The sequence below is a fragment of the Burkholderia sp. Ac-20384 genome (genome assembly GCF_017104605.1).
Lineage (GTDB): Bacteria > Pseudomonadota > Gammaproteobacteria > Burkholderiales > Burkholderiaceae > Burkholderia > Burkholderia lata.
The window spans coordinates 1-12276 of the sequence record NZ_JAAGPE010000274.1; the positions used below are offsets into that span (position 1 = coordinate 1).

A 12276-nucleotide genomic window follows, 5' to 3' on the forward strand; every position below is an offset into this window, starting at 1 on the left:
CATCGAAGCCCTGGCGAGTTGGCAGCATCACTACAACTGGCATCGGGCTCATAGTGCCATCGGCGGCATTGCGCCGATGGCGAGACTTCCCCCGTCGAGAAACAACCTCTTGACGCTTCACAGCTAGCGCGCCCTCCTCTCGAACCCGCCAGTCGGCCGAAGCCCGCGTCATCGGCAAGCCCAAAGACCTTATGGAGAAAAGGGATTTGTGGGACACAAAGCGCGCCCTTTGCCGTTCGATTAACATTTGCCGCGGCAAGCAACTGTGCCTATACTGCTGCCTAGTCAACTATTGCAGCTTCAGGGTTTTATGTCGGATTCTTCTACCCAACCACCCGTCTCGCCGCTGTCTTCGTATCAGATGAACGACAGCGTCGGTTATCTGATGTCGCGCGTGAAGTCGGTGATGACCAACCTCGTCACGCAGCGCACGCAGGAAGAACTCGGCATCACGGGCACGCAGGCCAGCATGCTGTTCATGATCGCGGTCGGCAAGTGCTCGACGGCCGCCGAGCTCGCGCGCGAGTACGGGATCGACGCAAGCGCGGTCACGCGCCTGCTCGACCGGGTCGAGAAACGCGGCCTGCTGTCCCGCGTCCGCAGCATCGAGGATCGGCGCGTCGTGCGCCTCGAGCTGACCGACGAAGGCCGTGCGCTCGCCGAACGGCTGCCGCCGATTTTCCGCAGTGTGCTCGACCAGGTACTGGACGGGTTTACGCCGGAAGAAGTCGGGTTCCTGAAGAGCATGCTGCGCCGCATTCTCAGCAACTACTGCGAGACCGCCGGCGGCAGCATCACGTAATAGTTGCCATAACAATTACTTTTGACAGATTAATGTAAGGAAATCCTTGCAGTGTCCATCATTCATTCCGAGTCAGGGATCAGCGCGATGAAATCCTCCCCGTTGTCCGTGCGCGCCGGGTCGTGCCGCGCCGCCGTCGCCGCTGCGGTCGCCGCACTGGCGCTGGCGGGCTGCGCGAACTACATCGGCATCAAGAGCGACAAGCAGATCGCTCCCGCGTCGAAATTCGAATCCGCCCAGAGCCTGCCGGCCCAGGGCGGCCAGTGGCCGGCGCTCGACTGGGCCAGCCAGTTCGGCGATCCGCAGCTGCCGAAGCTGATCGACGAGGCCCTGCAGGGCAATCCGTCGATCGCGCAGGCGCAGGCGCGCATCGCAAAGGCGTCGTCGTACATCGAATCGTCGCGCTCGAGCCTGATGCCGAAGGCGGAAGCCAGCTATTCGTGGACGCGCGAGCTGTATTCGGGGAACGCCCTGTTCCCGCCCCCGTACGGCGGCCAGTGGTACAGCGAGAACAACGCACTGGCGAGCGCGTCGTGGGAACTCGACCTGTGGGGCAAGAACCGCGAACGCCTGCACACCGCCGTGTCGCAGGAAAAGGCAGCCGAAGCCGACATGCAGCAGGCACGCATCACGCTTGCGTCGTCGGTCGCACGCACCTACAACTCGCTCGCGCAACTCTATGCGCTGCGCGATATCGCGCAACGCGAGATCACCAACCGCGAGACGGTCGGCAAGATCACCGACGGCCGCGTGTCGGCCGGTCTCGACACCAACGTCGAACGCCAGACGGCGCGCGGCAATATCGCGACGACCCAGGCTTCGCTGTCGGATCTCGATGGCCAGATCACGACGGTGCGCTACCAGCTCGCCGCGCTGCTCGGCAAGGGTCCGGATCGCGGGCTGCAGATCGCGGCGCCCGTGCTGAACCCGAGCGGCGAAGTCGCGCTGCCCGGCAACCTGCCGGCCGATCTCGTCGCGCGCCGCCCCGACATCGTCGCCGCGCGCTGGCAAGTCGAAGCCGCGATGCACGACGTGAAGGAAGCGAAGGCCGAGTTCTATCCCGACGTGAACCTCGCGGCCGGCTTCGGCTTCGATGCGTTCGGCTGGGGCAAATTCCTGAACTTCGCGAGCCGTCAGGCGCAGTTCGGCCCGGCGATCCACCTGCCGATTTTCGACGCCGGCGCGCTGCGCGCGCAGCTCAAGGGCCGCTATGCGGACTTCGACCTGTCGGTGGCGAACTACAACCAGACGCTGATCAGTGCGCTGAACGACGTCGCGACGCAGGTCGCGTCGATCCGCGCGGTCGATCGCCAGATGGGCGATGCGCAACGCGCACTCGACGCATCGACGCGCGCATATGACCTCGCGGTCATCCGCTACAAGGCCGGCCTGTCGCCGCAGCTGCAGGTGCTGACCGCGGACAGCAACCGCCTCGCATCGGAGCAGACGGTGACCAACCTGAAGATGCGCCGCCGCGACATGCAGCTCGCGCTGATCAAGGCGCTGGGTGGCGGGTTCGACGCGACCGGCACGCCGCTCGCCGCACCCGAGGCCGACAAGCCGACAAAACAGGCCGCCAACTGATCCGGCGCCACCACTACGCAGACACTCGAAATAACGGACGGAGAAAATCGCCATGAGCGACCAACAAAACGCCGCCGGCGCGCAGCCGCAGAACAACGGCAAGCGCAAACGGATGATGACGCTGCTCATCGCGGTCATCGTGATCGCGGCCATCGCGTATGGCCTGTACTACTTCCTCGTCGCCCGCTTCCATGAAGGGACCGACGACGCGTACGTGAACGGCAACGTCGTGCAGATCACGCCGCAAGTCACCGGCACCGTGATCGCGGTGAAGGCCGACGATACGCAAACGGTCAAGGCCGGCGATCCGCTCGTCGTGCTCGACCCGGCCGACTCGCAGGTCGCGCTGCAGCAGGCCGAAGCCAATCTCGCACAAACGGTGCGCCAGGTGCGCGGCCTGTTCGTCAACGACGATCAGTACCGCGCGCAGGTCGCGCTGCGCCAGTCCGACCTGTCGAAGGCCGAGGACGACCTCCGCCGCCGCGTGGCCGTCGCACAGACGGGCGCCGTGTCGCAGGAAGAAATCTCGCACGCTCGCGACGCCGTTCGCGCCGCCCAGGCATCGCTTGACGCCTCGCAGCAGCAACTCGCATCGAACCGCGCGCTGACCGCAAACACGACGATCGCCTCGCATCCGAACGTGATGGCTGCGGCCGCGAAGGTTCGCGACGCGTACCTGGCAAACGCGCGTAACGTGCTGCCCGCGCCGGTCACCGGCTATGTCGCGAAGCGCTCGGTGCAGGTCGGCCAGCGCGTGTCGCCCGGCACGCCGCTGATGTCGGTGGTGCCGCTGAACGCAGTGTGGGTCGATGCGAACTTCAAGGAAGTGCAGCTCAAGCACATGCGCATCGGCCAGCCGGTCGAACTGACGGCCGACATCTATGGCTCGTCGGCGGTCTACCACGGCAAGGTGGTCGGCTTCTCGGCCGGTACGGGCTCGGCATTCTCGCTGCTGCCCGCGCAGAACGCGACGGGTAACTGGATCAAGGTCGTGCAGCGCCTGCCGGTGCGGATCGAACTCGATCCGAAGGATCTCGACAAGCACCCGCTGCGCATCGGCCTGTCGATGCAGGTCGACGTGGACATCAAGGACGAACGCGGCGACCAGCTCGTGAACGCACCGAACACCGTCTACGAGACCAACGTGTTCGCGAAGTACGGCGACGAAGCTGACGCCGAAATCGCGCGCGTCATTGCCGAGAACGCAGGCGGCAACGCATCGGCGCCGGCCGCGTCGAAGTCGAATGCCGTCGCGAAGATGATGTAACCGTTCCGACTCCGGAAAAACAACCGACATGGCACAGGCTCCTGTCTCTCACCCGCCCTTGCAGGGCGGGCAACTCGTGATCGGGACGATCGCGGTATCGCTCGCGGTGTTCATGAACGTGCTCGACACGTCCATCGCGAACGTCGCGATCCCGACCATCTCGGGCGACCTCGGCGTGTCGTCCGACCAGGGCACGTGGGTCATCACGTCGTTCGCGGTCGCGAACGCAATCTCGGTGCCGCTGACCGGCTGGCTGACTGACCGCTTCGGGCAGGTGCGCCTGTTCCTCGCGTCGATCATCCTCTTCGTGATTTCGTCGTGGATGTGCGGGCTCTCGCCCAACCTGCCGTTCCTGCTTGGGTCACGCGTGCTGCAAGGCGCGGTGGCGGGCCCGATGATTCCGCTGTCGCAAGCGCTCCTGCTGTCGAGCTATCCGCGCGCCAAAGCGCCCATGGCGCTCGCGCTATGGGCAATGACGACACTGATTGCCCCCGTTGCCGGCCCGATTCTCGGCGGCTGGATCTCGGACAACTACTCGTGGCCGTGGATCTTCTACGTCAACATCCCGGTCGGCATCGCCGCCGCCGCCGCGACGTGGGCGATCTACCGCAATCGGGAGTCGGCCGTGCGCCGCGCGCCGATCGACGGCGTAGGCCTCGCGCTGCTGGTCATCTGGGTCGGCTCGCTGCAGATCATGCTCGACAAGGGCAAGGATCTCGACTGGTTCGCGTCGACGACCATCATCGTGCTCGCGCTGACCGCCGTCATTGCGTTCGCGTTCTTTGTCATCTGGGAATTGACCGCCGAGCACCCGGTTGTCGACCTGTCGCTGTTCCGCATGCGGAACTTCACCGGCGGCACGGTTGCGCTGTCGATCGGGTACGGCCTGTACTTCGGCAACCTCGTGCTGTTGCCGCTGTGGCTGCAGACGCAGATCGGCTACACCGCGACCGACGCCGGTCTCGTGATGGCGCCGGTCGGGCTGTTCGCCATCCTGCTGTCGCCGCTCACCGGGAAGTATCTGCCGCGCACCGATCCGCGCTTTATCTCGACGGCGTCGTTCCTGACGTTTGCGCTGTGCTTCTGGATGCGCTCGCGCTACACGACGGGCGTCGACGAATGGTCGCTGACGCTGCCGACGCTCGTGCAGGGCATCGCGATGGCCGGCTTCTTCATCCCGCTGGTGTCGATCACGCTGTCCGGCCTGCCCGGCCACCGCATCCCCGCGGCATCGGGCCTGTCGAACTTCGTGCGGATCATGTGCGGCGGTATCGGTACGTCGATCTTCCAGACGGCCTGGGACCATCGCAACAACTTTCATCACGCGCAACTGGTCGAGCAGACGAACGTCTACAACCCGACGTTCAACCAGGCCGTCACGCAGATGGGCAACCTCGGGCTGACACAGGACCAGGCGCACGGGCTGATCAACAACATGGCCACGCAGCAGGCCGCACAACTCGGCGTGAACGATCTGTTCTACATCTCGGCGGCGATCTTCGTGCTGCTGATCGGGCTGATCTGGATCACGAAGCCCGAGCGCTCGGGTGGGGGCGATGCAGGTGCCGCGGCATCGGCTGCGCACTGAACACGCAACCTGAACGCAAACAAAAAAGCCCGGTCGACATCGACCGGGCTTTTTTCATTCCGACGGGAGCGCGTTCGCGCGGCTGCGTCAGGCTGCCGTAACGACGAGCCGATCCGGCGCCAGTACGCCGTTCGCCTTGCGAGCCACGCCGAGCAGCCGAGTCGCGTCATAGACACGCACACGCTCGCCTTCGGCCGCATCGATCGGGTCGAGCGCCGACAGCGGCAAACGCTGGCCGTGCAGGAACCGCTTCGCGCTGGTTTCATCGAGACGAACCAGCGGAAATGTCGACAGCAGCGCGTCGACCGGCTGGAGCCACGCATCGCGTGACGCGTCGTCGGCATCGGACAGCGCATCGAGCGTCACCGCATGCTCGAGCGTCAGCGCACCAACACCCGTGCGACGCAGCATCGTCAGGTGCGCACCGCAACCGAGTGCCTCGCCGATATCCTCCGCCAGCGTGCGCACATACGTGCCCTTGCTGCAGGTCACGCGAAACGTCACGTCAGGCAAGTCGCATGCGAGCAACTCGAGAGCGAGGATCGTCACGTTGCGGCCCTCGCGCTCGACGGTTTGCCCCGCGCGCGCATATTCGTACAGCGGCTTGCCATCGCGCTTGAGCGCCGAATACATCGGCGGCACCTGCACGATCTCGCCGGTGAAGCGCACGAGCGCGGCTTCCACCGCTGCGCGGTCGCATTCGACCGGCCGCGTGTCGATCACCTCGCCTTCCACGTCGCCGGTGGCCGTACGCTGGCCAAGACGCATCGTCGCTTCGTAGGTCTTGTCCGCTTCGAGCAGATCCTGCGAGAACTTCGTCGCCTCGCCGAAGCACAGCGGCAGCAGGCCCGAAGCCAGCGGATCGAGCGTGCCGGTGTGACCGGCTTTCTTCGCGAGCAGCAGACGCTTCGCGCGAATCAGCGCGTCGTTGCTCGACAGGCCGACCGGCTTGTCGAGCAGGAGGACGCCGTCCAGCAGGCGCCGGGGCACGCGCGGACGTTGGGATGCTGCAGTCGTCATAGGCCGGTCGAGCTCAGTCGTCCTTGGCGGCCGCGTCGGCCTCGTCGTCGTCCTTCGCGCGCGTCGAGTTCGCTTCCTTGATCAGGCGCGACATTTCCACGGCCTTCTCGATCGTCTGGTCGTAGTGGAAATGCAGCGTCGGCACCGTATGAATGTGCAGGCGCTTGAACAACAGGTTGTGCAAGTGACCCGACGCGTGGTTCAGCGCTTCCTGCGTCTTGGCCGGATCGCCGGTCAACGCGGTGAAGTAGACCTTCGCATGTGCGTAATCCGGCGTGAGTTCCACGCTCTGAATGGTCACGATGCCGATGCGTGGGTCCTTGACCTCGCGCATGATGAGTTCGGACAGATCGCGCTGAATCTGGTCAGCAATCTGTACATTGCGATTGGGGGAAGTACGTTTCCTGGACATGATCGATCCGTGATCCGTTTATCAGGATAAAGCGGCGGCCAGTGTTGGCACGCCACCATGAAAATGGGCGGGACAGGCCCAAGCCTGCCCCGCCCATGAGCCGATGCGCGAGGGTTACAGCGTACGCGCGACTTCGGTCACTTCGAAGACTTCGAACTGGTCGCCTTCGACGATGTCGTTGAAGTTCTTCACCGACATACCGCACTCGAAGCCCTGCTTCACTTCCTTCACGTCGTCCTTGAAGCGCTTCAGCGATTCGAGTTCGCCCGTGAAGATCACGACGTTGTTGCGCAGCACGCGCACCGACGACGAGCGCTTGACGATACCGTCCGTCACCATACAGCCGGCGACTGCACCGATCTTCGGTACCTTGAAGACCTGGCGCACCTCGACCATGCCGGTGATGACTTCGCGCTTCTCCGGTGCCAGCATGCCCGACATCGCCGCCTTCACCTCATCCACTGCGTCATAGATGATGTTGTAGTAACGGATGTCGATGCCGTTCGACTCGGCCAGCTTGCGCGCCTGTGCATCTGCACGCGTGTTGAAGCCGATGATGACCGCCTTCGATGCCGTTGCGAGGTTGACGTCGTTTTCGCTGATGCCACCCACCGCGCTGTGCACGATCTGTACGCGCACTTCGTCGGTCGACAGCTTGAGCAGCGACTGCACGAGCGCTTCCTGCGAGCCCTGCACGTCGGCCTTGATGATGAGCGGCAGGTTCTGCACTTCGCCTTCGCCCATCTGCTCGAGCATGCTCTCCAGCTTCGCGGCCTGCTGCTTCGCAAGCTTGACGTCGCGGAACTTGCCCTGACGGAACAGTGCGATTTCACGCGCCTTGCGCTCGTCCGGCAGCACGATCACTTCTTCGCCCGCACCCGGCACTTCGGACAGACCCTGAATTTCGACCGGGATCGACGGGCCGGCTTCCTTCGTCGGCTTGCCGTTCTCGTCGAGCATCGCACGCACGCGGCCGTAGGCCGTACCTGCCAGCACGATGTCGCCTCGGTTCAGCGTACCGGCCTGCACCAGGATCGTCGCGACCGGGCCCTTGCCCTTGTCGAGCTTCGCTTCGATCACGATGCCCTTGGCCGGCGCCTCGACCGGTGCCTTCAGTTCCAGCACTTCGGCTTGCAGCAGCACGTTCTCGAGCAGATCGTCGATACCCGCGCCCGTCTTCGCCGACACCGGCACGAACGGCGAATCGCCGCCGTACTCTTCCGGCACGACGCCTTCCGCGACCAGTTCCTGCTTGACGCGATCGAGATTCGCGTCCGGCTTGTCGATCTTGTTGATCGCGACGACGATCGGCACGCCACCCGCCTTCGCGTGGGCAATTGCTTCCTTCGTCTGCGGCATCACGCCGTCGTCGGCCGCCACCACCAGCACGACGATGTCGGTCGCCTTCGCGCCGCGTGCACGCATTGCCGTGAACGCTTCGTGACCCGGCGTATCGAGGAACGTGATGACGCCACGCGGCGTGTCGACGTGGTAAGCGCCGATGTGCTGCGTAATGCCGCCCGCTTCGCCAGCGGCAACCTTCGCGCGGCGGATGTGGTCGAGCAGCGAGGTCTTGCCGTGGTCGACGTGACCCATGACCGTGACGACCGGCGGACGCGGCAGTTGCTCCGCATCGGTACCCGTTTCGCCTTCGACGAGCAGCGCTTCCGGATCGTCCAGCTTCGCGGCAACCGCGCGGTGGCCCAGTTCCTCGACGATGATCATCGCCGTTTCCTGGTCCAGCACCTGGTTGATCGTGACCATCTGGCCCATCTTCATCATCACCTTGATGACTTCAGAGGCCTTGACCGACATCTTGTGCGCGAGGTCAGCAACCGACACGGTTTCCGGCACGTGCACTTCGCGGACGATCGGTTCGGTCGGCGCCTGGAACGTCGAGCTGTCCTGGTGACGGCCGCGACCCTTCGGGCCGCCGCGCCAGCCGCGGTCGACGCCGCCGCTCGAATCGCCGCGCGTCTTGATGCCGCGACGCTTTGACGCGTCGTCCTGCCAGCCGCCCTTGCCTGCGCCCGGCTTCTTGTTGCGGTCGCCCGCGCCTGCCGGCGCAGTCGTAGCCGGCGCTGCAGCACCGGCCGGCTTCTTCACGGCCGGACGCGCCTGCGCACCTTCCGGCTTTGCCGGCTTGTGCAGCGTGCCCTTCGCTTCGGCCGGCTTCGGCGGCTCGACCGGCTTCGGCGGCTCGACTGCCTTGACCACGGCCTTGCGCGGCGTGTTCATCATTTCGCGAATCGCACGCGCTTCGGCTTCTGCCGCCGCACGACGCTTGCTGATCTCTTCCTGCTCGGCGCGCGCCTTGTCCGCCGCCTCGCGGGCAGCGTCTTCAGCCTTCTTCGCCGCTTCGCGCTGAGCTGCACGCTCGGCAGCTGCGCGTGCTTCGTCCTGCGCGGACTGCGTGCTCGCCGCTTCCTGCTGCTCGGCTGCAGCAGCCTGCTGTGCGGCTGCCTGCTGCTGTGCCGCCGCAGCTTCAGCCGCGACACGCTTCGCCGCCGCTTCTTCTTCGGCGCGACGACGCTCGGCTTCGGCCGCTTCCTCGCGGGCGCGGCGCTCTGCTTCCTCGCGCTCGAGGCGTTCCTGACGCTCGCGCAGTTCCTGCGCCTGCTTCTCGAGCAGATCGGCCTCGCGGCGCGCTTCTTCTTCGCGACGCTTCAGTTCTGCATCGTCGTCCGCTTCGGCGACCTGCGCCTGACCCTGTTCCGCACCCTCGCTCACGTCGTCGCGCTTGACGAACGTACGCTTCTTGCGGACCTCGACCTGAATGGTGCGAGCCTTGCCCGTCGCGTCAGATTGCTTGATCTCCGACGTATGCTTGCGGGTCAGCGTGATCTTGCGCTTGTCGCCGTCGGTTGCGCCGTGCGACTTGCGCAAATGATCGAGCAGACGCGCCTTGTCCGTTTCGGACAGCGCATCGTCTTCACTCGCTTTCTGGACGCCCGCTGCCTGCAGCTGTTCGAGCAGCACACCAGCAGGCATTTTCAGTTCCGCGGCAAATTGGGCTACGTTGTTACTCGCCATTCATTCCTCTTAGTGCAAGGACCGATTCCTTGCGGTTAGCATCGGGTCAGGCCATACGGCCGCCATCAAATCAGTGCGCCATGGTCATTTCTCACTGGAACCAGTGTTCACGTGCTTTCATGATCAACGCCTTAGCGGCATCCTCTTCCATCCCGGTCAAGTCGACCAGTTCATCTACAGCCAGCTCGGCGAGATCGTCGCGCGTCTGCACGCCGTGTTCGGCCAGCTTCGCGAGCAACTCCGGCGTGATGCCGTCGAGGCTCTTGAGATCCAGCGCTGCGTTCTCGACCTTTTCTTCGTTCGCGATAGCCATCGTCAACAGCGCGTCGCGTGCGCGGTTGCGCAGTTCGTGTACGGTGTCCTCGTCGAATGCCTCGATTTCGAGCATTTCGTTGAGCGGCACGTACGCGATTTCTTCCAGGCTCGTGAAGCCTTCGTCGATCAGGATGTCGGCAACTTCTTCGTCGACGTCGAGACGCGCCATGAACAGCGCACGCAGACGGTCGCGCTCTTCACCCTGCTTCAGGGCGGATTCATCCGGCGTCATGATGTTGATCTGCCAGCCGGTCAGCTCACCTGCAAGGCGAACGTTCTGACCACTGCGGCCGATCGCGACAGCCAGCTCGTTCTCGTCGACGACGACGTCCATCGAGTGCTTTTCTTCATCGACGACAATCGACTGGACAGCTGCCGGCGCGAGCGCGCCGATCACGAACTGGGCGGGATCCTCCGACCATAGCACGATGTCGATATTTTCGCCACCGAGCTCGTTGCGCACGGCCTGCACACGGGAACCGCGGATGCCGACGCAGGTGCCGATCGGATCGATCCGCTTGTCGTACGCGATGACGCCGATCTTCGCGCGCACGCCCGGGTCACGGGCAGCCGCCTTGATCTCGAGCAGGCCCTGCTCGATTTCCGGCACTTCCATCTCGAACAGCTTCATCAGGAACTCGGGCGCCGTACGCGACAGCTCGATCTGCGGGCCGCGCGCGGTGCGATCGACCTTCGCGATGTAAGCGCGCACGCGGTCGCCCACGCGCAGGTTTTCCTTCGGGATCAGCTGATCGCGGCGCAGCAGCGCCTCGACACGGCCCGATTCGACGATGAAGTTGCCCTTGTCGAGGCGCTTCACCGTACCCGTCATGATTTTTTCACCACGCTCGAGGTAATCGTTCAGGATCTGCTCGCGCTCTGCGTCGCGCACCTTCTGCAGGATCACCTGCTTCGCGGCCTGCGCGCCGATACGGCCGAACTCGATCGACGGAACGGGTTCCTCGACATACTCGCCGACTTCGACGTCGGGATTCTGGTCACGTGCTTCGAACAGCAGGATCTCGCGATCCGGCTCCTGCAAGCCTGCCTCGTCGGGCACGACGAGCCAGCGACGGAAGGTTTCGTGCTCGCCGCTTTCGCGATCGATATGGACGCGGATTTCGGCGCCTTCGTCGAACAGCTTCTTGGAAGCGGACGCGAGCGCAGCCTCGAGGGCGCCCAGCACCACATCCTTGTCGACGTTTTTCTCGCGCGCCAGCGCATCCACCAGCATCAACACTTCGCGACTCATTATTTGCGGCTCCTAAAGTCAACTTGCGGAATCAGGCGGGCTTTATCGATATCGGCCAGCGTGAAATCCAGCATGGCTGCCTCGCCCTTCTTCCCCTCAAATTCCAAACCGATCGTTTCGCCATTCGGCGCGTGCAGAATGCCCCGGTACGTCTTGCGCCCGTCCAGCGGCTTTTTCAAGGTCACGGAAACTTCGCTGCCAGCGAAGCGCTCGAAGTCGGCCAGCTTCTTCAACGGGCGGTCGAGCCCCGGGGACGAGACTTCGAGCCGTTCGTAATCGATGTTTTCGACCGTCAGGACGTGCTGGAGCTGACGCGTGACCTTTTCGCAATCTTCGAGCGAGATGCCGGCAGGCTGATCGATATAGATGCAAAGCATGCCGCGCCCGGTGCGCTCGAGATCCACCAGCTCGTAGCCGAGCCCGGTGACCGTGGTTTCTATCAGTTCCGTCAGTTGCACTGTGTCCTCTCAGGTGTTCGCGCCCGCCGCTCGCGATTCACCCGCGGGCGCGCGCCTTAGCCGGCGCAGGAAGCGCTACCCGAGATGCCTAACCGTTTCAGCAAAAAAAAATGGGCGGAACGCCCATCTTCTTACTGGTGGTCGCACCTGAGCCGCACATTGAATCCGTACGCCCAGCGACTCCGCGATTATAGCGATTTTTGGCGCAAACGCCAAGCCAGCCGGTAAAAGCAGCGTGTCGCCTGCCTTTACGGGCCCAAAAATGCGAAATCGGGCTGCTCGATCAACGGGCGCCATCGTGACGCGCCGGAGATCGGTTATGCCAGCGGCCTTGCAGCGCCAGGTGACATATATACAGTCGAAAGCAATAAACGCAATGCCCGGCGCCGACAAGGCCAGCCGGATACCGATTCGGCCGGCACGCCGGAGGCCTTGCGCCGCTCGCCTGAATGCTCAGCGGCTGCGCGTACGGCTGCGCTGCGGACGCTGACCACCGCGCGGGCCGCCGCTGTTACCGGCGCCCTCGGCACGATTGCCGTTCGGGT

General features: G+C 64.3%; 9 protein-coding genes and 1 pseudogene. 5 read left to right on the top strand and 5 right to left on the bottom strand.

Annotation, left to right across the window (positions count from 1 at the left end; all coding sequences use genetic code 11):
- From G3O00_RS33415 to G3O00_RS33435, 5 genes and pseudogenes are all read left to right on the top strand, one after another.
- Positions 1-127, top strand: a pseudogene (locus G3O00_RS33415) (IS481 family transposase); the annotation flags it as partial.
- A 183-nt stretch (positions 128-310) separates the two neighbouring features.
- Positions 311-802 (top strand): MarR family transcriptional regulator, encoded by a 492-nt coding sequence (locus tag G3O00_RS33420; protein WP_011351804.1) that lies wholly within the window; start codon positions 311-313, stop codon positions 800-802.
- Between the two features lie 87 nt (positions 803-889).
- Positions 890-2386, top strand: coding sequence for an efflux transporter outer membrane subunit (locus G3O00_RS33425; RefSeq protein WP_206145548.1), 1497 nt, complete (start codon positions 890-892; stop codon positions 2384-2386).
- A gap of 52 nt (positions 2387-2438) precedes the next feature.
- On the top strand, positions 2439-3653 hold the full coding sequence (locus tag G3O00_RS33430) for an HlyD family efflux transporter periplasmic adaptor subunit (RefSeq protein ID WP_174934042.1): 1215 nt from the start codon (positions 2439-2441) through the stop codon (positions 3651-3653).
- A gap of 28 nt (positions 3654-3681) precedes the next feature.
- Positions 3682-5241: a DHA2 family efflux MFS transporter permease subunit gene (locus tag G3O00_RS33435; protein WP_011351801.1), complete on the top strand. Its 1560-nt coding sequence runs from the start codon at positions 3682-3684 to the stop codon at positions 5239-5241.
- An 87-nt stretch (positions 5242-5328) separates the two neighbouring features.
- On the opposite strand, the gene truB is transcribed toward G3O00_RS33435, so the two are convergent.
- From truB to rimP, 5 genes are all read right to left on the bottom strand, one after another.
- The gene (gene truB / locus G3O00_RS33440; RefSeq protein ID WP_174934038.1) at positions 5329-6261 is read right to left on the bottom strand and encodes a tRNA pseudouridine(55) synthase TruB; all 933 of its coding nucleotides are present in this window, start codon (positions 6259-6261) and stop codon (positions 5329-5331) included.
- Between the two features lie 13 nt (positions 6262-6274).
- Positions 6275-6673 carry a 30S ribosome-binding factor RbfA gene (gene rbfA, locus G3O00_RS33445; RefSeq protein ID WP_011351799.1) on the bottom strand — a complete coding sequence of 133 codons (399 nt, stop codon included), beginning with the start codon at positions 6671-6673 and terminating at the stop codon, positions 6275-6277.
- Positions 6674-6787: 114 nt separating this feature from the next.
- The gene (gene infB / locus G3O00_RS33450) at positions 6788-9706 is read right to left on the bottom strand and encodes a translation initiation factor IF-2 (RefSeq protein WP_011351798.1); all 2919 of its coding nucleotides are present in this window, start codon (positions 9704-9706) and stop codon (positions 6788-6790) included.
- 91 nt (positions 9707-9797) lie between these two features.
- Entirely contained in the window at positions 9798-11273 is a 1476-nt protein-coding gene (gene nusA / locus G3O00_RS33455; protein ID WP_011351797.1) for a transcription termination factor NusA, read from the bottom strand.
- The gene (gene rimP / locus G3O00_RS33460) at positions 11273-11731 is read right to left on the bottom strand and encodes a ribosome maturation factor RimP (protein ID WP_011351796.1); all 459 of its coding nucleotides are present in this window, start codon (positions 11729-11731) and stop codon (positions 11273-11275) included. Before rimP ends, nusA begins: the two co-directional genes overlap by 1 nt.
- Positions 11732-12276 lie beyond the last annotated feature (545 nt).